The organism is Hafnia sp. CBA7124, from assembly GCF_002355555.1.
GTDB lineage: Bacteria > Pseudomonadota > Gammaproteobacteria > Enterobacterales > Enterobacteriaceae > Hafnia > Hafnia alvei.
Map to the genome: position 1 here is coordinate 867,349 of NZ_AP017469.1, position 24,104 is coordinate 891,452.

15 protein-coding genes, 3 tRNA genes, 3 rRNA genes and 1 pseudogene are annotated in these 24,104 nt (G+C 51.3%); 18 read left to right on the forward strand and 4 right to left on the reverse strand.

Annotated features, from left to right (window positions below; genetic code table 11):
* Nucleotides 1-29: 29 nt before the first annotated feature.
* From CPY98_RS04065 to CPY98_RS04090, 6 genes are all read left to right on the forward strand, one after another.
* Nucleotides 30-1,572, forward strand: a 16S ribosomal RNA gene (locus CPY98_RS04065).
* A gap of 138 nt (nucleotides 1,573-1,710) precedes the next feature.
* Nucleotides 1,711-1,786: transfer RNA gene (locus CPY98_RS04070), tRNA-Glu, on the forward strand.
* Between the two features lie 250 nt (nucleotides 1,787-2,036).
* Nucleotides 2,037-4,944 (forward strand): 23S ribosomal RNA (locus tag CPY98_RS04075).
* 121 nt (nucleotides 4,945-5,065) lie between these two features.
* Nucleotides 5,066-5,181, forward strand: a 5S ribosomal RNA gene (gene rrf, locus CPY98_RS04080).
* Together the 16S, 23S and 5S rRNA genes with 2 tRNA genes alongside form the textbook arrangement of a ribosomal RNA operon.
* Before the next feature lie 86 nt (nucleotides 5,182-5,267).
* A tRNA-Asp gene (locus tag CPY98_RS04085) sits at nucleotides 5,268-5,344 on the forward strand.
* A gap of 266 nt (nucleotides 5,345-5,610) precedes the next feature.
* On the forward strand, nucleotides 5,611-6,396 hold the full coding sequence (locus CPY98_RS04090) for an endonuclease/exonuclease/phosphatase family protein (RefSeq protein ID WP_025800390.1): 786 nt from the start codon (nucleotides 5,611-5,613) through the stop codon (nucleotides 6,394-6,396).
* A 76-nt stretch (nucleotides 6,397-6,472) separates the two neighbouring features.
* Here CPY98_RS04090 and mltD read toward each other — a convergent pair whose 3' ends face one another.
* Both mltD and gloB read right to left on the reverse strand, forming a co-directional pair.
* Nucleotides 6,473-7,876, reverse strand: coding sequence for a murein transglycosylase D (mltD, locus tag CPY98_RS04095; RefSeq protein ID WP_043491177.1), 1,404 nt, complete (start codon nucleotides 7,874-7,876; stop codon nucleotides 6,473-6,475).
* 70 nt (nucleotides 7,877-7,946) lie between these two features.
* The gene (gene gloB, locus CPY98_RS04100; protein ID WP_043491178.1) at nucleotides 7,947-8,702 is read right to left on the reverse strand and encodes a hydroxyacylglutathione hydrolase; all 756 of its coding nucleotides are present in this window, start codon (nucleotides 8,700-8,702) and stop codon (nucleotides 7,947-7,949) included.
* Nucleotides 8,703-8,748: 46 nt separating this feature from the next.
* On the opposite strand from gloB, the gene CPY98_RS04105 reads away from it, so the two are divergent.
* Nucleotides 8,749-9,471 (forward strand): class I SAM-dependent methyltransferase, encoded by a 723-nt coding sequence (locus tag CPY98_RS04105; RefSeq protein WP_096386445.1) that lies wholly within the window; start codon nucleotides 8,749-8,751, stop codon nucleotides 9,469-9,471.
* A gap of 20 nt (nucleotides 9,472-9,491) precedes the next feature.
* Here the strand turns inward: CPY98_RS04105 and rnhA are convergent.
* A pseudogene (gene rnhA, locus CPY98_RS04110) lies at nucleotides 9,492-10,062 on the reverse strand (ribonuclease HI).
* On the opposite strand from rnhA, the gene dnaQ reads away from it, so the two are divergent.
* The 11 genes from dnaQ (at nucleotide 10,016) to CPY98_RS04165 (ending at nucleotide 22,815) form a co-directional block, all read left to right on the forward strand.
* Nucleotides 10,016-10,756, forward strand: coding sequence for a DNA polymerase III subunit epsilon (dnaQ, locus tag CPY98_RS04115; RefSeq protein ID WP_025800395.1), 741 nt, complete (start codon nucleotides 10,016-10,018; stop codon nucleotides 10,754-10,756). The pseudogene rnhA and the gene dnaQ sit on opposite strands and share 47 nt — an antisense overlap.
* A 134-nt stretch (nucleotides 10,757-10,890) precedes the next feature.
* A tRNA-Asp gene (locus tag CPY98_RS04120) sits at nucleotides 10,891-10,967 on the forward strand.
* Between the two features lie 209 nt (nucleotides 10,968-11,176).
* A complete protein-coding gene (locus CPY98_RS04125; RefSeq protein ID WP_025800396.1) occupies nucleotides 11,177-12,082 on the forward strand; it encodes a LysR substrate-binding domain-containing protein in 906 nt (301 codons plus the stop codon).
* A gap of 172 nt (nucleotides 12,083-12,254) precedes the next feature.
* Nucleotides 12,255-13,712: a gamma-aminobutyraldehyde dehydrogenase gene (locus CPY98_RS04130; RefSeq protein WP_096386447.1), complete on the forward strand. Its 1,458-nt coding sequence runs from the start codon at nucleotides 12,255-12,257 to the stop codon at nucleotides 13,710-13,712.
* Nucleotides 13,713-13,794: 82 nt separating this feature from the next.
* Nucleotides 13,795-14,958, forward strand: a complete 1,164-nt coding sequence (ydcS, locus tag CPY98_RS04135; protein WP_096386450.1) for a putative ABC transporter substrate-binding protein YdcS — start codon at nucleotides 13,795-13,797, stop codon at nucleotides 14,956-14,958.
* Between the two features lie 143 nt (nucleotides 14,959-15,101).
* A complete protein-coding gene (locus tag CPY98_RS04140) occupies nucleotides 15,102-16,127 on the forward strand; it encodes an ABC transporter ATP-binding protein (RefSeq protein WP_043491190.1) in 1,026 nt (341 codons plus the stop codon).
* Between the two features lie 13 nt (nucleotides 16,128-16,140).
* The gene (locus CPY98_RS04145; protein WP_369828313.1) at nucleotides 16,141-17,073 is read left to right on the forward strand and encodes an ABC transporter permease; all 933 of its coding nucleotides are present in this window, start codon (nucleotides 16,141-16,143) and stop codon (nucleotides 17,071-17,073) included.
* On the forward strand, nucleotides 17,063-17,875 hold the full coding sequence (locus CPY98_RS04150; protein WP_025800401.1) for an ABC transporter permease: 813 nt from the start codon (nucleotides 17,063-17,065) through the stop codon (nucleotides 17,873-17,875). The genes CPY98_RS04145 and CPY98_RS04150 overlap by 11 nt, the downstream gene beginning before the upstream one ends.
* 196 nt (nucleotides 17,876-18,071) lie before the next feature.
* Nucleotides 18,072-19,499 carry an aminobutyraldehyde dehydrogenase gene (gene patD / locus CPY98_RS04155; RefSeq protein WP_025800402.1) on the forward strand — a complete coding sequence of 476 codons (1,428 nt, stop codon included), beginning with the start codon at nucleotides 18,072-18,074 and terminating at the stop codon, nucleotides 19,497-19,499.
* A gap of 224 nt (nucleotides 19,500-19,723) precedes the next feature.
* A complete protein-coding gene (locus CPY98_RS04160; RefSeq protein WP_043491194.1) occupies nucleotides 19,724-21,634 on the forward strand; it encodes an FAD/NAD(P)-binding protein in 1,911 nt (636 codons plus the stop codon).
* Nucleotides 21,631-22,815: a cytochrome c gene (locus CPY98_RS04165; RefSeq protein WP_096386453.1), complete on the forward strand. Its 1,185-nt coding sequence runs from the start codon at nucleotides 21,631-21,633 to the stop codon at nucleotides 22,813-22,815. Before CPY98_RS04160 ends, CPY98_RS04165 begins: the two co-directional genes overlap by 4 nt.
* 81 nt (nucleotides 22,816-22,896) lie before the next feature.
* Here the strand turns inward: CPY98_RS04165 and CPY98_RS04170 are convergent, their stop codons facing one another.
* Nucleotides 22,897-24,096, reverse strand: coding sequence for an ROK family protein (locus tag CPY98_RS04170; protein ID WP_096386455.1), 1,200 nt, complete (start codon nucleotides 24,094-24,096; stop codon nucleotides 22,897-22,899).
* Nucleotides 24,097-24,104: the final 8 nt, after the last annotated feature.

Sequence of the window (24,104 nt, forward strand, 5' to 3'; positions counted from 1 at the left end):
GCTTCACTTGTTGAAGCAAATCAAGCTTTTAATTGAAGAGTTTGATCATGGCTCAGATTGAACGCTGGCGGCAGGCCTAACACATGCAAGTCGAGCGGTAGCACAAGAGAGCTTGCTCTCTGGGTGACGAGCGGCGGACGGGTGAGTAATGTCTGGGAAACTGCCTGATGGAGGGGGATAACTACTGGAAACGGTAGCTAATACCGCATGACGTCTTCGGACCAAAGTGGGGGACCTTCGGGCCTCACGCCATCAGATGTGCCCAGATGGGATTAGCTAGTAGGTGGGGTAATGGCTCACCTAGGCGACGATCTCTAGCTGGTCTGAGAGGATGACCAGCCACACTGGAACTGAGACACGGTCCAGACTCCTACGGGAGGCAGCAGTGGGGAATATTGCACAATGGGCGCAAGCCTGATGCAGCCATGCCGCGTGTATGAAGAAGGCCTTCGGGTTGTAAAGTACTTTCAGCGAGGAGGAAGGCATTGTGGTTAATAACCGCAGTGATTGACGTTACTCGCAGAAGAAGCACCGGCTAACTCCGTGCCAGCAGCCGCGGTAATACGGAGGGTGCAAGCGTTAATCGGAATTACTGGGCGTAAAGCGCACGCAGGCGGTTGATTAAGTCAGATGTGAAATCCCCGAGCTTAACTTGGGAACTGCATTTGAAACTGGTCAGCTAGAGTCTTGTAGAGGGGGGTAGAATTCCAGGTGTAGCGGTGAAATGCGTAGAGATCTGGAGGAATACCGGTGGCGAAGGCGGCCCCCTGGACAAAGACTGACGCTCAGGTGCGAAAGCGTGGGGAGCAAACAGGATTAGATACCCTGGTAGTCCACGCTGTAAACGATGTCGACTTGGAGGTTGTGCCCTTGAGGCGTGGCTTCCGGAGCTAACGCGTTAAGTCGACCGCCTGGGGAGTACGGCCGCAAGGTTAAAACTCAAATGAATTGACGGGGGCCCGCACAAGCGGTGGAGCATGTGGTTTAATTCGATGCAACGCGAAGAACCTTACCTACTCTTGACATCCAGAGAATTTGCTAGAGATAGCTTAGTGCCTTCGGGAACTCTGAGACAGGTGCTGCATGGCTGTCGTCAGCTCGTGTTGTGAAATGTTGGGTTAAGTCCCGCAACGAGCGCAACCCTTATCCTTTGTTGCCAGCACGTAATGGTGGGAACTCAAAGGAGACTGCCGGTGATAAACCGGAGGAAGGTGGGGATGACGTCAAGTCATCATGGCCCTTACGAGTAGGGCTACACACGTGCTACAATGGCATATACAAAGAGAAGCGAACTCGCGAGAGCAAGCGGACCTCATAAAGTATGTCGTAGTCCGGATTGGAGTCTGCAACTCGACTCCATGAAGTCGGAATCGCTAGTAATCGTAGATCAGAATGCTACGGTGAATACGTTCCCGGGCCTTGTACACACCGCCCGTCACACCATGGGAGTGGGTTGCAAAAGAAGTAGGTAGCTTAACCTTCGGGAGGGCGCTTACCACTTTGTGATTCATGACTGGGGTGAAGTCGTAACAAGGTAACCGTAGGGGAACCTGCGGTTGGATCACCTCCTTACCTAAAGATAGCGTTAAGTGCAGTGTCCACACAGATTGTCTGATGAAATTAATGAGCAAGAGCACCTGTTGATGTTGTGAGTTTTAAGACTCATGCTGATACGAAACGAGAAGGCGAAAGCTTTGTCGGTATTTTCGTGTCCCCATCGTCTAGAGGCCTAGGACACTGCCCTTTCACGGCTGTAACAGGGGTTCGAATCCCCTTGGGGACGCCATTCCGATAATGAGTGAAAGACATTATCACCCGTTCTAATGAACGAAAAATCTTAAAGATGATTCTAACGAGTCGTGTTTAAGATATTGCTCTTTAACAATCTGGAACAAGCTGAAATTTGAAAGCTTAAGCAACTGTGAGACACACTGACACAGTTTGTATTAAGCAGTCTCTCAATTTTTTGCAATCTTGAATGCTGTCTTGAACCGGTTCGTAACCGCGTTCACTAAAGAGACACCTTCGGGTTGTGAGGTTAAGTGACTAAGCGTACACGGTGGATGCCTAGGCAGTCAGAGGCGATGAAGGACGTGCTAATCTGCGATAAGCGTCGGTAAGCTGATATGAAGCGTTATAGCCGACGATTTCCGAATGGGGAAACCCAGTGCAATTCGTTGCACTATCGTTAAGTGAATACATAGCTTAACGAAGCGAACCAGGGGAACTGAAACATCTAAGTACCCTGAGGAAAAGAAATCAACCGAGATTCCCCTAGTAGCGGCGAGCGAACGGGGAGCAGCCCAGAACCTTAATCAGCGTATGTGTCAGAGGAACGGTCTGGAAAGTCCGGCGATACAGGGTGATAGCCCCGTACTTGAAAATGCATACGTTGTGAGTTCGATGAGTAGGGCGGGACACGTGACATCCTGTCTGAATATGGGGGGACCATCCTCCAAGGCTAAATACTCCTGACTGACCGATAGTGAACCAGTACCGTGAGGGAAAGGCGAAAAGAACCCCGGCGAGGGGAGTGAAATAGAACCTGAAACCGTGTACGTACAAGCAGTGGGAGCCTCTTTATGGGGTGACTGCGTACCTTTTGTATAATGGGTCAGCGACTTATATTTTGTAGCAAGGTTAACCGAATAGGGGAGCCGTAGGGAAACCGAGTCTTAACTGGGCGTCAAGTTGCAAGGTATAGACCCGAAACCCGGTGATCTAGCCATGGGCAGGTTGAAGGTTGGGTAACACTAACTGGAGGACCGAACCGACTAATGTTGAAAAATTAGCGGATGACTTGTGGCTGGGGGTGAAAGGCCAATCAAACCGGGAGATAGCTGGTTCTCCCCGAAAGCTATTTAGGTAGCGCCTCGTGAACTCATCTTCGGGGGTAGAGCACTGTTTCGACTAGGGGGTCATCCCGACTTACCAACTCGATGCAAACTACGAATACCGAAGAATGTTATCACGGGAGACACACGGCGGGTGCTAACGTCCGTCGTGAAGAGGGAAACAACCCAGACCGCCAGCTAAGGTCCCAAAGTCATAGTTAAGTGGGAAACGATGTGGGAAGGCATAGACAGCCAGGATGTTGGCTTAGAAGCAGCCATCATTTAAAGAAAGCGTAATAGCTCACTGGTCGAGTCGGCCTGCGCGGAAGATGTAACGGGGCTAAACTATGCACCGAAGCTGCGGCAGCGACACTTAGGTGTTGTTGGGTAGGGGAGCGTTCTGTAAGCCGTTGAAGGTGGCTCGTGAGGGTTGCTGGAGGTATCAGAAGTGCGAATGCTGACATAAGTAACGATAAAGCGGGTGAAAAACCCGCTCGCCGGAAGACCAAGGGTTCCTGTCCAACGTTAATCGGGGCAGGGTGAGTCGACCCCTAAGGCGAGGCCGAAAGGCGTAGTCGATGGGAAACAGGTTAATATTCCTGTACTCGGTGTTACTGCGAAGGGGGGACGGAGAAGGCTAGGCTATCCGGGCGACGGTTGTCCCGGTTTAAGCGTGTAGGGGGAAAGCGTTGGTAAATCCGCGCTTTTATTAACCCTGAGGCGTGATGACGAGTCACTACGGTGATGAAGTAGTTGATGCCAAGCTTCCAGGAAAAGCCTCTAAGCTCTAGGTAACATTGAATCGTACCCCAAACCGACACAGGTGGTCAGGTAGAGAATACCAAGGCGCTTGAGAGAACTCGGGTGAAGGAACTAGGCAAAATGGTGCCGTAACTTCGGGAGAAGGCACGCTGGCGCGTAGGTGAAGTCCCTTGCGGATGGAGCTGAAGCCAGTCGAAGATACCAGCTGGCTGCAACTGTTTAATAAAAACACAGCACTGTGCAAACACGAAAGTGGACGTATACGGTGTGACGCCTGCCCGGTGCTGGAAGGTTAATTGATGGGGTCAGCCGCAAGGCGAAGCTCTTGATCGAAGCCCCAGTAAACGGCGGCCGTAACTATAACGGTCCTAAGGTAGCGAAATTCCTTGTCGGGTAAGTTCCGACCTGCACGAATGGCGTAATGATGGCCAGGCTGTCTCCACCCGAGACTCAGTGAAATTGAACTCGCTGTGAAGATGCAGTGTACCCGCGGCAAGACGGAAAGACCCCGTGAACCTTTACTATAGCTTGACACTGAACATTGAGCCTTGATGTGTAGGATAGGTGGGAGGCTTTGAAGCGTGGACGCCAGTCTGCGTGGAGCCAACCTTGAAATACCACCCTTTAATGTTTGATGTTCTAACTCCGGTCCCTAATCGGGATTGAGGACAGTGTCTGGTGGGTAGTTTGACTGGGGCGGTCTCCTCCTAAAGAGTAACGGAGGAGCACGAAGGTTAGCTAATCACGGTCGGACATCGTGAGGTTAGTGCAATGGCATAAGCTAGCTTGACTGCGAGAGTGACGGCTCGAGCAGGTACGAAAGTAGGTCATAGTGATCCGGTGGTTCTGAATGGAAGGGCCATCGCTCAACGGATAAAAGGTACTCCGGGGATAACAGGCTGATACCGCCCAAGAGTTCATATCGACGGCGGTGTTTGGCACCTCGATGTCGGCTCATCACATCCTGGGGCTGAAGTAGGTCCCAAGGGTATGGCTGTTCGCCATTTAAAGTGGTACGCGAGCTGGGTTTAGAACGTCGTGAGACAGTTCGGTCCCTATCTGCCGTGGGCGTTGGAAGATTGAGAGGGGCTGCTCCTAGTACGAGAGGACCGGAGTGGACGCATCACTGGTGTTCGGGTTGTCATGCCAATGGCATTGCCCGGTAGCTAAATGCGGAAAAGATAAGCGCTGAAAGCATCTAAGCGCGAAACTTGCCTCGAGATGAGTCTTCCCTGAGACCTTGAGTCTCCTAAAGGAACGTTTAAGACTAAGACGTTGATAGGCTGGGTGTGTAAGCGTAGCGATACGTTGAGCTAACCAGTACTAATGATCCGTGAGGCTTAACCTTACAACACCGAAGGTGTTTTAAGACGCAGAGACGCGAAAACACAAAGAGTAGGCTTGTTGAACAGATTGGTTTGTATGGCTAGCTGTAGAAATACAGAAAGCGGTGCAAATAACAGAATATGCCTGGCGGCGATAGCGCGGTGGTCCCACCTGACCCCATGCCGAACTCAGAAGTGAAACGCCGTAGCGCCGATGGTAGTGTGGGGTCTCCCCATGCGAGAGTAGGGAACTGCCAGGCTTTAAATTCGTTCCTTTTCCCTGACACGGAAAATAGCAGGAACAAACTGACATCAGACGAATGCTGATGTGAGAGAAAGAATCGGTGGAGCGGTAGTTCAGTTGGTTAGAATACCTGCCTGTCACGCAGGGGGTCGCGGGTTCGAGCCCCGTCCGTTCCGCCACTTATTTGCAAAAAGCCTGCTAGCAATAGCAGGCTTTTTTGTATTTCCGTTTTGAAAACTTCAGATTAGCGCTAAAACTGCTGCTAATTCATGCCTAACTTACCTAGCTTTACTCGCCATTACCCCCACCACAGTTGTTTTTCCCAGCATTAGTCCCTATAACAAGTTAAGTGCTTTAGATTGTTTTTGATGTCGTTGTGGAAGGCGTATAATTCTCGAACGATTGTTGAAATGATTGAATGTGTTTTCACTAACAGGCGGCGAAAGTGCGGAAAAAAAATTATGCCATGAGGTATGTGGCGGGTCTTCCTGCTGAGCGAGTATTCCCCGGCGCAATGAATGAGCTGGGGCAAACGTTGCCCGTTACTCAATCTCTTCCAACAGATAATGTTCTACGCATTATGGTGTGGAATATCTTTAAGCAGCAGCGTTCAGACTGGCTGTCAGTGTTAAAAGAATATGGAAAAAGCTCGCAGCTTGTTCTCTTGCAAGAGGCGCAAACTACGCCTGAATTAGTCAAATTTGCGACAAGCAATTATCTTACCGCCGATCAGGTTCCTGCTTTTTCGTTTCCGCAGCACCCTTCTGGCGTGATGACTTTGGCCGCTGCACACCCGGTTTATTGCTGTCCACTGCGAGAAAAAGAACCGTTAATTCGATTGTCAAAATCTGCGCTAGTCACCGTTTATCCGTTGTTTGACGGACGGTTATTAATGGTTGTGAATATCCATGCGGTGAATTTTAGCTTGGGTGTGGACGTATATAGCAAGCAGCTCGATCCGATTGGCGAACAGATAGCGCTACATAAAGGCCCTGTGATCATGGCCGGAGATTTTAACGCTTGGAGCAAACAGCGCATCAACGCGCTGCAGAGGTTTGCGAGTGGGATGGAGCTACAGGAGGTCAACTTTACCAACGATCGTCGCCGGACAGCCTTTGGACGACCTCTAGATTTTGTTTTCTATCGTGGCCTGGGTGTTGTTGAGGCATCGGTGTTAGTTACACAGGCATCTGACCATAACCCGCTATTGGTCGATTTTAAACCTGACTAAATCGTAACTTAAAATCCAGCTATAAAAAAAGCGCCTTGCGGCGCTTTTTGCGTTTAACTGATTCTGCTTACGAGCATTAGCTATTGGAGTTAGCTGAGTCTCTTACATACAGCGTTAGCATATCGCCCGGCTGGATTTGACTCGCTTTCGTAATGACGCTGTTCCAACGCATTACATCATTGATGTTTACACCATGACGTTTTGCAATGCTGGCCAGTGAGTCGCCTTTACGTACCTTGTAAGTAATGCTGCTGTTATCAGCGATCGACGTGCTGGCGTTATTCGCCACCTGCAATGTCTGACCGGCTTTCAGTTTGCTGTTGCTGCGCAGATTATTCATGCTCAACAACTCTTTCTGACTGATATTTAAACGCTTAGCAATTGCAGATATCGTATCGCCCGAACGAACTTTATAGCCTGAAACTTTCGCTTTAGACGAGGTGTTCGTTGAGGCTAACTGCGCATTGGGCTGGATTGCTGCAATCTCGCCTTCGGCCAGTGAATCTTTAAACTGCTCAACATGTGCTTTTGGCACCATGATGTAGTGCGGGCCATTTGGTGCGGTTACATTCTTTTTGTAACCAGGATTAAATGCCTTAATCTTCGTCAGAGACATGCCCGCCATTTCTGCGGCCTGTGTCAACTGAATCTGTTGCCCTACATCAACTTTTGCCAGCGCACGTTGGTCGTTAGACTGCGGCAGTTTAATGCCATAACGTTTATTATTTTTGATCAGATCGCTCAGTGCTAGCATCTTGGGAACATAGATAGATGTTTCGCGTGGCAATGACAATGACCAAAAATCAGTCGGCAAACCTTTACGCTTATTCGCTTTGACTGCCTGCATCACACGGCCTTCACCGCTATTGAATGCAGCCACCGTCAATAACCAGTCACCGCCAAACATGCGGTTCATTCGCTGCATCATATCCAATGCGGCGGTGGTAGAGGCGGCAACATCACGTCGACCGTCATACCACTGGTTCTGTTTCAACCCGTAATTGCGCCCCGTCTGAGGAACTATCTGCCAAAGCCCTGCGGCGTTAGCGGATGACGTTGCGTGTGGGTTAAAAGCGCTCTCCACTATGGGTAGTAGTACCAGTTCCATCGGCATTTTACGTTGCTTAATCTGCTCGACTATCCAGTACATATACGGCTCTGCCCGTAATGTTACATCGTGGAGATAGCTCTTATTTCTTAAAAATTTATTTTTTTGTTCGCGGATCCGGCTATTGTCCGGAACCTTCATCTTCAGATCGTCACTAATGAAGCCCCACAAATCTTTCTGCGCAATGTCACTACTACTATCGTTGAGCCATCGCGCGGAGGTCGCTCGAGCGTCCCTTGAGGGCTGTCCTGCTTCACTTCGACTGACTGAAGACAAACTCTGTGCATACTGTTCGGGCTCATTAGCGTGATGGTTTACGCCTTGGCACCCGGCCAGCAACATAGAGGCAAAGATAATTGCTTTAGCCTTCATGTGTGTGTCTACTGGTGATTAAAAGACGAGCAATAATACTTTGCCTAGCCTCAAAACACAACAAAAAGCTTTAGAAGCTGTCTTTCATGTCGCGTAGGCGGGCAAAAACTTGCCAAGTCTTAATTGGTTGATTTTCGAATCCTAAATTTCGTTGTAAATCATTATCATAACAACGTAAAAAAGGATTAATTTCCTTCTCAATTTTGAGTAAAGAAGGCACGCTAGGTTGGTGTTTTAACCGTAACTCGTGAACTTGTTTCTGATATGTTTCAATCTCTTTGTTTTCTGGTAAAACGTATCTTGCAAACCTAAGATTTGACTCAGTATATTCATGAGCGCAACAAATTAAGGTGTTATCAGGAAGTTGCGCAATGAGCTGTAAAGAGGCATACATTTGCTCAGGCGTACCTTCAAAAATACGTCCGCAACCCGCTGAAAATAAGGTGTCTCCACAAAATAGATAGGGAGTGGCATAGTAAGCAATATGTCCGAGAGTATGCCCAGGAACATCCAACACGCTGAAAGTCATACCTAATACGGTAATTTCATCGTGTCCACGAACTTGCTGCGTGCAGCCTTTATTGGCCGTTTCGTGTGGCCCATATACGGGAATATCCGGATAGTGCAGCAAGATCTCGCCCACGCCGCCTACGTGGTCATTATGATGATGCGTGAGTAGGATGGCTTTAGGAGTAAGCTTATTTTCCGTCAGGTAGTGTAAAGCCGGTGCCGCAACGCCGGGATCGACGATCAAACATTCTTGTTGATCGTTGGCGAGCAGCCAAATGTAGTTATCTTGCATTGCAGGGATACTGATAAGATTCATAATCGATAGCTCTCCATTGGGGGATTCCCCCTATATAGGTGAACGGATGAAACCAGCACAGATAACACGAATGATTTCTCCTCCGTTGTCGTGGAGTGAGATCCCTTGGGGAGAGTATTACCGTGCCGCATTAGAGCAGCAGCTTGCGCCTTGGTGGCCGAAGCTATTTGGTTATCATCTTCTTAAAATCGGCACGCTGAGCTCTCAGCTCGCTACCGAAAAATGCGGTATATCTCATCAGGTCAGCGTAGGGATGAAAGGCGATAACCTACAGGTAATCGCCGACCCATGCTGTTTACCTTTTGCCGCTAAATCCGTTGATGCATGTCTGCTTGCGCATAGCTTAAGCTTTGCCAGCGATCCTCATCGAATTTTACGCGAAGTTGATCGTGTGCTCGTGGATGACGGCTGGCTTATTCTAACTGGGTTTAACCCCACCAGCCTGGTTGGCCTAGGTAAACTGGTTCCTAAACTGCGTAACCGACTGCCTTATAGCAGCCGAATGTTTAGCATGATGCGAATGAAAGACTGGCTGCAACTCCTAAACTATGAAGTTTTGTATGAGAATCGCAGCCAAATTTTACCGTGGAACCGTCGCGGTGGCTTATTCCTTGGCAAACATTTACCCGTATTGGGTTGCCTAAGCATTATCGTGGCGCGTAAAAGAACCGTTCCTCTCACGCCGACCGCCCTTCGAGAGAGAAGCCTACGTGCGAGCTGGCGTGGAACCGTTGGCGCGACGAAGAGCTTCAGCAAACGATCTGACTAACGGTTGCCCTACATCTGGCTTTATTTGTTGTCAGGCTGATAGCCGGTGTCATCTCTGTCGGGCGAGCCTGCGGCTGTACGCGCTAGTTCATCGCAGCGCTCATTCTCCACATGACCGGCATGGCCCTTGATCCACACCCATTCAATTTTATGCGATTGAATCGCGAGGTCGAGGCGTTGCCATAAATCGACATTTTTAACCGGCTTTTTATCCGCTGTTTTCCAGCCGCGCTTTTTCCAGTTATGGATCCACTGCGTGATGCCTTGGCGAACGTATTGACTATCGCTGCACAACACCACTTCGCAGGGATCCTTCAGCGTTTCCAGGGCCACAATGGCCGCCATCAACTCCATGCGGTTGTTGGTGGTTAGGTAATACCCTGCGCTTAGGGTCTTTTCGTGTTGCTTGTAACGCAATATGGCACCGTAGCCACCGGGGCCGGGGTTGCCTAGGCACGAACCATCGGTGAAAATCTCAACCTGTTTTAGCATCTCTGGTAGACTACTCCGCAGTCAAAACCGTAAGTCTGACATAAAGTGACATTATGAGCACAGGAATAACTCGACAGATCGTCCTCGATACAGAAACCACCGGTATGAATAAGCTGGGGGTTCACTACGAAGGACATAGAATCATTGAAATTGGTGCGGTTGAGGTCATCAACCGTCGTTTAACGGGGCGTAACTTCCATGTTTACATCAAGCCCGATCGCTTAGTCGATCCAGAGGCTTATGGTGTTCACGGTATCAGCGACGATTTCCTGTTGGATAAACCGACTTTCGCTGATATCGCCGATGAGTTTCTGGAGTTCATCCGCGGTGCTGAGCTGGTTATTCATAATGCACCGTTTGATATCGGGTTTATGGACTACGAGTTCCGTAAGCTCAATCGCGATATTCCGAAGACGGAAACCTTCTGTAAGATCACCGATAGCTTGGTGATGGCGCGCCGCTTGTTCCCCGGCAAGCGCAACAGTTTGGATGCCTTATGCAATCGCTACGAAATAGATAACACCAAGCGAACCCTGCACGGCGCACTGCTTGACTCCCAAATACTGGCCGACGTCTATTTAACGATGACGGGCGGGCAAACGTCGCTCACATTTTCCATGGAAAGCGAAGGCGAGAAGGCGAGGCCGACAGGCGAAGTTCAAAAGATAATCCGTAAAGCGCATGCGCTAAAAGTGGTGAGAGCCAATGCGGATGAATTAGCTGAGCATGAGCATCGGCTTGATTTGGTGCAAAAGAAGGGTGGCAGCTGTTTATGGCGTGCTGAAGCTGAGTAGTTTTTTACGCGGAATTTGTTGAAAAATAGCCAAAAAGATGAAAAAGCGCTCAGTTGAAATTCTTTGTTAGAAAAACAGTTGACGACTCAGAGCGGTATCCGTATTATCCGCATCGTTCCCACAAGGAACAACGCGGAGCGGTAGTTCAGTTGGTTAGAATACCTGCCTGTCACGCAGGGGGTCGCGGGTTCGAGCCCCGTCCGTTCCGCCACATTCAGAAGCCCTGAGTCAGCAATGACTCAGGGCTTTCGTCTATTTAGCGCTCCGCAATTTTAATATTTCCCGCTCACCGTATTTTCCCCGCCCAAGTAGAAATATGAATTCGGAAAATCCGAACGTCGTCATACTTTTGACATAAAACCGAACGAGATGTTTTTCCTGTCTACACTTTGATCATCAGCACAAACGGATGATCTCCCCATGATGACCTTACGCCAGCTTCGCCATTTTATTGCCGTTGCCGAAACCGGCTCGATTTCTGCGGCGGCGCAGACGGTTTTTGTTTCTCAGTCCTCGCTAACTCAGGCAATTCAGTTGCTGGAACAGGAGATTGGCGCCGTATTATTTAAGCGCCACGCGAAGGGAATGGAGCTCACCCACCAAGGACATCAATTTCTACGTCAGTCATATTTAATTCTCGCCACGGTTGAAAATGCCAAGCGCAGCCTGGAGCTGGGGTGTGAGAATCTCAGCGGGACGTTAAAAATTGGCGTGACCAGCCTTGTCGCCGGCTACTTTCTGGTGGATATGCTTACGCGCTTTCGTGCGGCTTATCCTAATGTCACCACCCAACTGGTTGAAGATGAACGCCCCTATATCGAACACTTATTGGTCAACGGCGAGATTGATATCGGGGTGCTTATTTTATCGAACCTCGAAGACCGAGATGCGCTGCAAACCGAAGTGCTGATGCACTCGCCGTATCGCTTATGGCTCCCGCCGCTGCATCCGTTGCTGGAAAACGACAGCATTCGTCTGGCCGACGTGGTGAAAGAACCGCTCATTCAGCTCAACACCGATGAGATGGGCAGCCATCTACGCCGTATCTGGGAGAAAGCCAAACTGACGCCAACTATTGCTATGCGCACCGCATCCACCGAAGCCGTTCGTAGCTTGGTTGCGGCAGGAATTGGTGTCGCTTTGCTTCCTGATATGGCCTATCGCCCGTGGTCGCTTGAGGGAAATATGATTGAAGCCCGCACGCTGGTCGATACGCCAGAACCGTTGGATGTGGGATTAGCGTGGCGGCGCGGCAGCGCAAGACCAGAACTCGTCACCCCGTTTCTGCAAATTGCTCGCGAGAATGGTGGGGCTCGCAAGCTATAACATCTCTATATCCCTATAAAGATTCAGGTATCTAAATAATCGAATGCAGCGTTCATAATTTCGTATTTGCCGCTGGCTAGCGGCTGCTCTAGGCTAAAATTAATTAATTTACATTTTAATTACAAATAAATGACATTTTAGTAATGTCGATTTTGCCCTAGAGGAACGCAGCATGAGCAGCGCGACGCAAGGACTTAACACACAGCAATTCATTGATGGTCTGCTGGTCGCAGGAGAAGGCCCAGAAGAGCAATTGCTCAATCCGGCCAGCGGTGAGGTTTTGTTGTTGCTCGCCGAAGCGTCTGCCCAGCAGGTTTCCGATGCCGTTGAGTCTGCACAACGCGCTTTTCCATCATGGTCTCGTACCATTCCGGCTCGACGCGCTGCCGTATTATTGGCGATTGCCGATGTGATTGAACGCCACGCCACTATGTTTGCCGAGCTTGAATCACTCAACTGTGGCAAACCCTACCATCAGGCTCTTTCAGACGATATTCCCGCCGCTATTGATACCTTTCGCTATTTCGCTGGAGCCATACGCTGCCAGCATGGGCAGCTAGGAGGGGAATATCTGGAAGGTCATACTTCGATGATCCGCCGTGATGCGATCGGCGTGGTGGCGTCCATTGCACCATGGAATTACCCCTTGATGATGGCAGCATGGAAAATGGCTCCTGCGTTAGCCGCGGGCAATACCGTAGTTTTCAAACCCTCCGAACACACACCACTTTCCACACTGGCGCTGATCCCTTTATTGCGCACCATCATTCCTACTGGCGTGATTAACGTCGTTTATGGGCGCGGCGAAACCGTGGGTAATTATCTGGTGAATCATCCGCTGGTACGCATGGTTTCCCTTACCGGCGACATTGTGACCGGGCAGAAAATCATGCAAGCGGCGGTTAAGAACGTAAAACGCACGCATTTGGAACTGGGCGGAAAAGCGCCGGTGATCGTATGCGATGACGCCGATTTAGATGAGGTGGTCGCGGGAGTACGCCGTTACGGCTTCTATAACGCCGGGCAGGATTGTACAGCGGCTTGCCGTGTTTACGCCGACCGCAAAATTTATGACGCGCTGGTGGAGTCTCTTGGCCATGCAGCCCGCTCTTTACGCTATGCGCGCAGCAACGATAGCGAAAATGAAATGGGGCCTCTTATTAGCGCCAGACAGCGCGACCGCGTGGCGAGTTTTGTTGAGCGGGCGCTGGGCCATCCGCACATCGAACGCATCACCGGTGCGCAGATGCATTCCGGCCCCGGTTTTTTCTACCCACCCACGATCCTCGCAGGCTGTCAGCAGCAGGATGAAATTGTGCAGCGTGAGGTTTTTGGCCCCGTCGTCAGTATTACGCCGGTTGACTCATTGGAACAGGCGTTGCAGTGGGCGAATGAATCTGAATACGGCCTCGCGTCTTCGGTTTGGACCAAAAATATCGATCGAGCCTGGCAGCTTGCGGCGCAGCTTCAGTACGGAACCACGTGGATCAATACCCACTTCACATTGGTGAGTGAAATGCCGCACGGAGGCCTCAAGCGCTCTGGCTATGGCAAGGATTTATCCGGTGATGCTTTGCAGGATTACAGCGTTGTGCGTCACATCATGGCGAAAGTAAAAACGCAGTTTTAAGCACGAATCAAATGATGACATAACAATGCAGGCAGTCCATCTGCCGCACTAAATAGCAACACGACACAGACAGGGGATAGCAATGAAAAATACAGTTATCACGGCGCTTTCGGCGCTCTGTATCAGCGGACTGGGTGGGATTGCAACCGCTCAGGCCGATGGACTACCGCAAAAGCTCGGCTCGGCTGAAGGGCAGCTCGATATCATTACATGGCCAGGTTATATCGAACGTGGTCAAAGCGATAAAAACTATGACTGGGTGACCCAGTTTGAAAAAGACACCGGCTGCAAAGTTAATATCAAAACGGCAGCCACCTCCGATGAAATGGTTAGCCTGATGGCCAAAGGCGGCTATGACTTGGTCACCGCGTCCGGCGATGCCTCATTGCGCCTGATTTATGGCAAACGCGTTCAGCCGATCAATCCTGCTTTAATTCCGAACTGGAAAAACCTCGATCCTCGAATGGTTAACGGCCCGTGGTACACCGTTAAAGGCGAAGTGTACGGCACCCCGTATCAGTGGGGGCCAAACCTGCTGATGTACAACACCAAAGTCTTCCCAAAAGCGCCTGACACGTGGGGCGTGATCTTCGAACCACAAAATCTGCCTGATGGTAAAAGCAACAAAGGGCGTGTACAGGCCTATGACGGCCCAATCTATATCGCCGATGCCGCGCTCTACTTAAAAACCGCCAAGCCTGAGCTAGGGATCAAAGATCCGTATGAGCTGAACGAAACCCAGTATCAGGCGGTGCTCGGTTTACTTCGCACTCAACATCCGTTGATTCACCGTTATTGGCACGATGCTTCCGTACAGATGAGCGACTTCAAAAACGAAGGTGTCGCTGCCGGTAGTTCATGGCCATTCCAAGCTAACGGCCTGAAAAACGAAGGCCAGCCAATCAATGCGGTATTCCCGAAAGAGGGCGCGACAGGCTGGGCGGACACCACCATGGTTCATGCACAGGCTAAGCATCTGACCTGCGCCTACAAGTGGATGAACTGGCAGCTCACACCAAAAGTTCAAGGTGACGTCGCCGCATGGTTTGGATCTCTGCCAGCCGTACCGGAAGGCTGTAAAGCCAGCACTTTATTAGGTGGCAACGGTTGCGAAGCGAACGGATATAAATTCTTCGACAAAATTGCCTTCTGGAAAACACCGCAGGCCAAGTGTGAAAGTCAAGGCCAGTGTGTGCCGTATAGCCGTTGGACGCAGGACTATATCGCCATCATGGGTGGCAGGTAATTCATTGTTATCTCTTCTGAAACCTTCTTAACGAAGGTCACCGAATCGCGCGGTATTTATATGCGCGTTCGATGTGCTCCTCCCCCTGTTAAGGGGGAGGCTGGGAGGGGGACGCTGTTAAAGTTTTGTCGGAGATCATAAAAATGAGCGGCTCTGTTGAATTAATTGATGTATCCAAACTCTACGGCGACGTTCATGCGGTCGATCGCGTTTCGTTGACGATTAAAGAGGGGGAGTTTTTCTCTCTGCTCGGGCCTTCAGGTTCGGGAAAAACCACCTGTTTGCGTTTGATTGCGGGCTTTGAGCAGCCAACCAGCGGTTCTATTCGTATCCAAGGTCAAGAGGCTGCTGGGCTGCCGCCTTACCAGCGTGATGTGAACACCGTATTTCAGGATTACGCGCTATTTCCCCATATGAGCGTGCTGGAGAATATTGCCTACGGGCTGATGGTGAAAGGCGTCGCTAAAAATGATCGCCTGAGCCGTGCTCGTGAAGCGCTTAATAGTGTTGCGCTGGCCGATTATGGTGAGCGTAAACCTTCCCAACTCTCCGGTGGTCAGCGTCAGCGTGTGGCTTTGGCGCGTGCGCTGGTGAACCGTCCACGCGTTTTGCTGCTGGATGAACCGCTTGGCGCGCTCGATCTCAAACTGCGTGAGCAGATGCAAACCGAGCTGAAAAAGCTCCAACGTCAACTGGGGATCACCTTCATTTTTGTCACCCACGATCAAAGCGAAGCGCTGTCGATGTCCGATCGCGTGGCGGTATTTAGTAAAGGACGGATTGAACAGGTCGATACGCCGCAGAAGCTTTATATGCAGCCGGAAACGGCCTTCGTTGCCGAATTCGTCGGCACTTCAAACGTTATTCGTGGCCCATCGGCAGAAACTCTGCTCGGGCAGCCGGGGATCTTCTCGATCCGCCCAGAACACATTCGTTTTGCGCGTGATGTGGCGAAGCCAGAAGAGATCCACGTTCAGGGCGTTTTACGCGACGTCCATTACCAAGGGGCTGCAACGCGCTACGAAGTGATGATCGACAACGGTGTGCGTTTGTTCGTGAGTCAGGGCAATACGCAAGAGCAGCTTTTACAGCCGGTGCGGAATACCGGTGAACCGGTTCGCCTGTGCTGGGAAAGGAATGCGATGGTGGCGCTGGCGGGAGATCGCTGAGATGGAGATGGGCATGGACTACACCGAAGTTCGTAACCGTCCGGCGCGCCGGTTCTCAACGTTTTTATACCGCCGCCCGACGCTCTATTTACTGCTGTTACTCACGCCGCCGCTGCTGTGGTTTGGAGTGATTTATCTAGGGTCATTGTTCACCTTGCTGTGGCAGGGGGCATATACCTTTGATGATTTCACCATGACGGTAACGCCGGATTTCACGCTCGACAACCTCAAGGCGCTGTTCAACCCATCGAATTACGACATCATTGTGCGCACGCTAACGATGGCGATTCTGGTTTCTCTGGCCTGTGGATTGCTGGCGTTTCCCATCGCGTACTACATGGCACGTTACACCAGCGGCCGTAGCAAAGCCTTCTTCTACATCGCCATTATGATGCCGATGTGGGCCAGCTATATCGTCAAAGTGTATGCGTGGACGCTGCTGTTAGCGAAAGACGGTGTTGCGCAATGGTTCCTGCACTACATGGGATTAGAGCCGGTGCTGGCGTGGGTGCTGGGGATCCCAGATATTGGCGGCAGTACGCTGTCAACGTCAGGCCTTGGGCGCTTCATGGTGTTTGTTTACATCTGGCTGCCGTTCATGATTTTGCCGATTCAGGCTGCGCTGGAGCGCTTGCCGCCAACGCTGTTACAAGCCTCAGCGGATCTCGGTGCGCGTCCGGTTCAAACCTTCCGTCATATCGTGCTGCCCTTGGCGATTCCTGGCATTGCCGCAGGATCGATTTTTACCTTCTCCCTCACGCTAGGTGATTTCATTGTGCCACAGCTGGTGGGGCCTCCCGGTTACTTCATCGGTAGCATGGTCTATGCCCAGCAAGGGGCGATTGGCAATATGCCGATGGCCGCGGCCTTTACGCTGGTGCCTATCGTGCTGATTGCTATCTATCTAACCATCGTGAAACGTTTGGGGGCTTTCGATGCGCTCTGATCTCAACGCTGCACCGTGGGGACTCAAAATCGCCGCGTGGGGTGGGTTAGTGTTTTTACACTTCCCGATTTTAATTATTGCCGCCTATGCCTTTAACACCGAGGACTCGGCGTTCAGCTTCCCGCCAAAAGGCTTCACTCTGCACTGGTTTGAGGTTGCAGCGGGGCGGCAGGATGTTTGGGATGCCCTATGGCTCTCGGTGCAAATCGCCGCAATGGCAACCACCATCGCGCTCATTCTTGGCACGTTGGCGGCGGCTGCGCTGTATCGCCGCGAGTTTTTTGGTAAGCAGACCATCAGCTTTCTGATCCTGTTACCGATTGCGTTACCCGGCATCGTCACAGGTATTGCGCTGCTCTCGGCGTTTAAAACGCTCAACATGGAACCGGGGGTGATGACGATTGTGATTGGTCACGCCACTTTCTGCGTGGTGATTGTATTCAATAACGTCATTGCCCGTTTCCGCCGCACGTCACACAGCTTGATTGAAGCCTCAATGGATCTGGGCGCGGATGGCTGGCAAACCTTCCGTCACGTGATGCTACCGAGTCTGGCATCCGCCATGCTGGCGGGCGGAATGCTGGCGTTCGCTCTGTCATTTGATGAAATTATCGTCACCACCTTCACCGCAGGCCATGAGCGCACCTTGCCGCTGTGGCTGCTAAATCAGCTTAACCGCCCGCGTGATGTACCTGTGACGAACGTGGTTGCGCTGTGCGTGATGTGCCTGACGGCGATCCCAATCTTAGGCGCGTATTACCTGACGAAAAGCTCAGAAGATGTCGAAGGGGCGGGTAAATAAAAGATGCATGCCCCCCCAACCCTCCCCTTGGCAGGGGAGTGAGCCGAGCTTTTCACGGTGATTATTACGAGCTAGGTCTGCTCCTCCCCCTGAGAAGGGGGAGGTTGGGTGGGGGAAAAGGGTGCTCAGATTGCTAAGTGATTCACTAACAACCGGCAGCACTGCGCTGCCACCTCTCTTAATGAAGGATAAAACAATGCATACACAACTGCTGATTAACGGGCGTTTGGTCGAAGGTCAAGGTTCTGCACTGCCTGTGTACAATCCCGCCACGGGGGAGGTTATTGCACATATTGCACAGGCAAGTGCCGCGCAGGTTGAGGAGGCGGTGAATGCGGCAGACAAAGCGTTCACCGAATGGGGACAAACGACGCCGAAGGAGCGTGCCGCGCTGCTGTTGCAGGTCGCGGATGTGATTGAGCAGCAGGGCGAAGTGCTGGCGAAGCTGGAATCACAAAACTGCGGTAAGCCCTATCAGCGCGTATTGGAAGATGAGATCCCTGCGATTGCCGACGTATTCCGCTTCTTTGCCGGTGCGACCCGCTGCTTAAGCGGCCCCGTTGCCGGTGAGTATCTGCCGGATCACACCTCGATGATCCGCCGCGATCCGGTTGGCGTGATCGCGTCGATCGCACCGTGGAACTACCCGTTGATGATGGCGGCGTGGAAATTAGCACCCGCGCTGGCGGCAGGCAATACCGTGGTGCTGAAACCATCGGAACAAACGCCGCTGACCGCTTTCCACCTGTGCCAAACGCTGGCCGATTTGTTCCCAGCGGGCGTCGTTAACGTTCTGTTCGGTTTGGGTAAAGACGTAGGTGACGTGCTAACAGGCCACCCAAAAGTGCGCATGGTTTCCCTCACCGGCTCTATCGGCACGGGCGCGCATATTATTGAGCACACGGCGTCTACCATTAAACGCACACACATGGAGTTGGGCGGCAAAGCGCCGGTTATCGTGTTTGATGATGCCGATGTGGAAAAAGTGGTCGAAGGCATTCGCATTTTTGGTTTCTATAACGCCGGTCAAGACTGTACAGCGGCTTGTCGCTTGTATGTGCAGAAATCAATCTATCAAAAAGTGGTGGATGCGCTAGCGCAGACGGTTTCTACGCTTGATATGGGGAACCCCGGCGATGAAAGCACCGAGCTGGGGCCATTAATCACCGAGCAGCACCTGCAACGCGTAGAAGGTTTTGTTGAACGCGCCAAAGCGCTGCCGCATATCACGGTGGCTACCGGTGGTTCGCGCGTCAATGGCCCTGGTTTCTATTTTCAGCCAACCATTTTAGCGGGCGCCAAACAAGACGACGAAATCGTGCAAAAAGAAGTATTTGGGCCGGTCATCACTATCACACCGTTTGACGATGAAGCGCAGGTCTTGGGTTGGGCGAATGACTCCAACTATGGCTTAGCCTCCTCCGTATGGACGCGTGATGTGGGCCGTGCTCACCGCATGAGCGCACGCTTGCAATACGGCTGCACATGGGTGAATACCCACTTTATGCTGGTGAGTGAAATGCCACACGGTGGGCAAAAACTCTCAGGCTACGGCAAGGATATGTCGATGTTTGGCCTAGAGGATTACACCGTGGTACGCCATGTGATGATTAATCACGGGTAATCAGTTTCCCCCTTCATGTCTTCCGCTTTTGGGGAGATATTGTTTAAGCGCTGAATTCATCCTAAACGTTACTCTGCGCCCTCTCCTACGAAGGGGAGGGCCGGGTGAGGTCATATCAATATTTAACCTGAGAATATTTGGTGGCTGACCTATACGTTGTCATCATGTAAAATAATTGTGATTTTCCTTCGATTTCAAATCTTAAAATAAAACTGGGAAGCATTATGAGCATCACAAGACGTGACTTTCTCAATGGGATGGCAATTACCATTGCAGCGGGATTAACACCGTGGCAGGCACTTCGAGCATCTCCTCAGGCTTTAACCCAAAGCCTTTACTATCCGCCGACCTTGACTGGTTTACGCGGCAACCATCCGGGATCGTTTGAAGCGGCTCATTTACTGGGGCGTGAAGGCAAACATTTCGATCCTAAAAGCGCGCCGATTGAAGATCGGTTTGATCTGGTGGTAGTCGGTGCGGGGATCAGCGGCTTAGCGGCGGCCTGTTTTTGGCAACAGCTGCATGGCAAAAAGCAGCGCATTCTGTTGCTCGATAACCATGATGATTTTGGCGGGCACGCCAAGCGCAACGAATTCAACGTTGAAGGCAAAACGATACTCGGCTACGGCGGCAGTGAATCTTTCCAATCGCCGCGCACTAACTTTAGCCCCGTCGCAATGGGGTTGCTGAAAACTCTCAACGTTGATATTGAACAGATGGCGAAAGATTTCGATCAGAATTTCTATCCTGATATGAAACTGAGCCGTGGCGTCTATTTCGATCGCAAAAACTTTGGCGTTGATAAAATTGTTAACGGCGATCCCGGACGAGCGGTTGCCGATGATATTGCCCCTGACCGCTTAAACGGCCGAGACATCACCGCGTTCATCAGTGATTTCCCGCTAGCCGAATCCGATCGTCAGGCGCTGATCGCGCTACACACGGAACAAAAAGATTATCTGCCTGAACTCAATACCGATGAAAAAGTGGCTTGGTTAGACAGCCATAGCTACAGCCAATTTTTACGAGAAAAAGTGGGCCTCAGCGAAATGGCGATCCGCTATTTCCAGCAGCGCACCAACGATTTCCAAGCGGTTGGCATTGACGCCACATCATGCAGCGATGCCCGTATTTGCGCATTGCCTGGGCTAGATGGCATGAATTTGCCTCCGCTAGACGCCGAGTCATTGGCCGATCTCGACGAGCCCTATATTTTCCACTTCCCAGATGGCAATGCGGGTTTAGCTCGCCTGATGGTACGTCATTTAATTCCAGCCGTTGCACCCGGAGACACGATGGAAAGTATCGTGTTAGCGAAGTTTGATTACAGCCAGTTAGATAAACCAGATTCTCCCGTTCGGCTGCGTTTAAACAGCACCGGTGTCCATGTCGCGAACGTGAATGAGCAGGGCAAACCTGCCGTGGACGTGACGTATCTGACGGGGGACAAACTGCATCGTGTTCGTGCCGGGCAGGTGGTGATGGCGGGATACAACATGATGATCCCATATCTCGTACCGGAAATGCCTGAAACGCAGGCCGCTGCGCTGAAAGAAAACGTGAAATCGCCGCTGGTGTATTCGAAAGTGGTGATCCGCAACTGGCAGCCATTCGTAAAACTTGGGGTGCATGAAATCTATTCTCCCGCCGCGCCTTATAGCCGCGTGAAGCTAGATTATCCGGTCAACATGGGCGGCTACCAGCATCCACGCGATCCTAACCAACCGATCGGGCTGCATATGGTGTATGTCCCCACGCTGCCGGGCAGCGGTCTAAGCCCGCGTGAACAGTCGCGTAAAGGACGTGCGTTGCTCTTAGGCACGCCGTTTGAAGTGCATGAAAAAATGATCCGCGAGCAGCTACAGGGCATGTTCGGCGAGGCAGGCTTCGACCATCAGCGTGATATTCAAGCCATTACGGTTAACCGCTGGTCGCACGGCTACTCTTATTTCTTGAACGGGTTGTTCGATGATGAAAAAGAAGCCGAGCAAATTATTCATACCGCACGCCAGCCGATAGGGCGCATCACCATCGCCAACTCGGATTCAGATTGGAGCCCATACGCCAACTCTGCGGTTGATCAGGCGTGGAGAGCGGTGAATGAGCTAACCGCGATGAACAAGGAGAGCGCATGAAACCGTTACTGATTTTAACGTTGTTAGCCACCAGCGCGGGCGCAAGTGCAATGTCGGCCGGTGAATACGTGGCCAAAGCGGGCGACTGCTCGGCCTGCCATACCTCTCCCGAAGGACAAGCGCTGGCGGGGGGGATGCGCTTCGCAACGCCGTTGGGCGATATTTATGCCACCAATATTACGCCAGACAAAAAATACGGCATTGGTAGCTACAGCTTTGATGATTTTGACAAAGCGATGCGTAAGGGCGTGGCAAAAGATGGTCATCATCTTTACCCCGCCATGCCGTACACCTCTTATGCCAAAATGACGCCTGAAGATATGCGGGCGCTGTATGACTACCTGATGACCGAAGTGAAGCCGCAGGCGGTTGAAAATAAAAAGAGCGATATTCCATGGCCGCTCTCTATGCGTTGGCCTTTAGGCATCTGGAATTCATTGTTCTTACAAGAGGGTATCTACCAGCCGCAGACGGAAAAAGGCGATGAATGGAATCGCGGTGCTTATTTGGTTCAAGGCGCTGGGCATTGTGGCGCCTGCCATACGCCGCGCGGTTGGGCGATGCAGGAACAGGGTATGGATCAGGCCGAGCTGCGTTTCTTGAACGGTGCAGAGCTGGATGGTTGGTATGCGCCTTCTTTGCGCGGTCTAAACGTCAGCAAAGATGATTTAGTGGCACTGCTCAAGACCGGCCGCAGCCGTCATGCCGCGCTCAGTGGCCCAATGGGTGAAGTGGTTACGCACAGCTCGCAATATCTGACAGACAGCGATTTAAACGGCATTGCCACTTATCTGCTCAGCTTGGAAGCGTTGCCGAGTGATACGAAACCAACTAAACCAGCGGCGGGTGCGATGCTATCTGGCGCTCAAACTTATGCCCGCTATTGTTCCACCTGCCATACCCCGAAAGGCGAGGGCGTTGATTTCACCATCCCGCGTCTGGCAGGGAATCTCACGGTGAATGCGGATAATCCGCAAACGCTTATCCGCGTGGTGTTGGACGGCGCACAAACGCCGGTCACACAACAGCATATGTCTTATGGAATGCCGGGCTATGGTTGGGCGCTGAATGACCAAGAGGCCGCTGATTTAATGAGTTACCTGCGTGGCAGTTGGGGAAATAAAGCGGCACCTGTGACGGCTGAACAGGTAGGTAAAGTGCGGGCTGAAATTAAGAAGTAGTATTGGCCTAATGCGCGATAACCCTCCCCTTTGAAGGGGAGGGAACCGATTTGGTAAAAAAAATTAAACTAGCGCAGACGCTCAAACTCCCTCCAGCGCCTTCTCCGCATACAAATAGCCAATTCCCATAATTTGCTGTGGCCGAGTCAGTTGACCAAAGCCAATACGCGTGGCGTTTGTCATATTCGGATCGGCGGGATCAAAAGGATTAAACCCCGTTTGGCGCATAATGGCACTGAGCCAACGATCGCCAAACCCACAGCTGCGACCGTAGAAATAGATCCGGTTGATATTCAAAATATTTAGGAAGTTATACAGGCTTAGGCCAATGGCGCTTGCCGCGCTATCCACCCATGATTGCACTTGAATATCGCCTTGATGGTAACGCTCGATAAGCTGTTTACTGCTGAGTGAATCCCAATCGGTTTGAATACTGCTGTGTGGCTGAGATTTTAGCCAAATGCGCGCACGTTTTTTTAGCGCAGAAAGTGAGGCGACGGTTTCTAAGCAGCCGTAGCGGCCACAGTCGCAGGCCACGCCGTCGGGATTCACGATGGTATGCCCAATTTGTCCGCTGCCGTATAGGCTGCCGCGATAAATCTGCTGGTTAATCACAAATGACGAACCGATCCCATAATCCACGTTGATGACGCAAAAATCCTGCTGATTGTCCGTATTTTGCCATTTCTCCGCCAACGCCAGCATTACGCAGTCATTGTCGAGTAAAACGCGCGTTTTCAGCTTTTCTTCCAACAGATACTTCATCTCAATATGCTCTTTCCACGGTGCCTGCGGCATATTTTGTGAAACGCCGGTGACAGGATCGACCTGACCGTGAATGGCCAGTGCTAACTGGATCGTGCGCTGTGGGTAAAGCTTTCTCTGCTGATAATAGACCTGCTCGATGGCTGTCAGCAGGTCTTGAGGATGAGGAGCTGAAACGACCGTAAATTGATATTCACCTAAGGGCAAAATTTGGCTGTTAACCAGCTGGCTCTCAATACAGTTTGGCGTTACGTTCATGCATAGAATAAGAGCATTACCGGCCGGGATTTGATAGCTCCCACCGCTTAATCCACGGTTGCTGAGCATGCGATCTGAATGCTCTATTTTTCCTTCATCAAGCAGTTCTTCCAGTATTTTGCCAATCGCCGGAATCGATAGCCCCGTGTGCTGTGCCAGCATTGATTTGCTGGCGTGCTTATAGCGATAGATCAACGCCAGCAGTATCCGCTTGTTGAGATGGCGCACCCGCTGATTATTCAATCCCAGATCAAACATTTCACTTA

Bases quoted from the DNA above. Each gene is read 5' to 3' on its own strand.
- mltD (WP_043491177.1), bottom strand. From the start codon at position 7,876: ATGAAGGCTAAAGCAATTATCTTTGCCTCTATGTTGCTGGCCGGGTGC.
- CPY98_RS04140 (WP_043491190.1), top strand. From the start codon at position 15,102: ATGAGCGGCTCTGTTGAATTAATTGATGTATCCAAACTCTACGGCGAC.
- dnaQ (WP_025800395.1), top strand. From the start codon at position 10,016: ATGAGCACAGGAATAACTCGACAGATCGTCCTCGATACAGAAACCACC.
- CPY98_RS04170 (WP_096386455.1), bottom strand. From the start codon at position 24,096: ATGTTTGATCTGGGATTGAATAATCAGCGGGTGCGCCATCTCAACAAG.
- CPY98_RS04160 (WP_043491194.1), top strand. From the start codon at position 19,724: ATGAGCATCACAAGACGTGACTTTCTCAATGGGATGGCAATTACCATT.
- CPY98_RS04105 (WP_096386445.1), top strand. From the start codon at position 8,749: ATGAAACCAGCACAGATAACACGAATGATTTCTCCTCCGTTGTCGTGG.
- patD (WP_025800402.1), top strand. From the start codon at position 18,072: ATGCATACACAACTGCTGATTAACGGGCGTTTGGTCGAAGGTCAAGGT.
- CPY98_RS04130 (WP_096386447.1), top strand. From the start codon at position 12,255: ATGAGCAGCGCGACGCAAGGACTTAACACACAGCAATTCATTGATGGT.
- CPY98_RS04125 (WP_025800396.1), top strand. From the start codon at position 11,177: ATGATGACCTTACGCCAGCTTCGCCATTTTATTGCCGTTGCCGAAACC.
- gloB (WP_043491178.1), bottom strand. From the start codon at position 8,702: ATGAATCTTATCAGTATCCCTGCAATGCAAGATAACTACATTTGGCTG.
- CPY98_RS04150 (WP_025800401.1), top strand. From the start codon at position 17,063: ATGCGCTCTGATCTCAACGCTGCACCGTGGGGACTCAAAATCGCCGCG.
- CPY98_RS04165 (WP_096386453.1), top strand. From the start codon at position 21,631: ATGAAACCGTTACTGATTTTAACGTTGTTAGCCACCAGCGCGGGCGCA.
- CPY98_RS04145 (WP_369828313.1), top strand. From the start codon at position 16,141: ATGGACTACACCGAAGTTCGTAACCGTCCGGCGCGCCGGTTCTCAACG.
- ydcS (WP_096386450.1), top strand. From the start codon at position 13,795: ATGAAAAATACAGTTATCACGGCGCTTTCGGCGCTCTGTATCAGCGGA.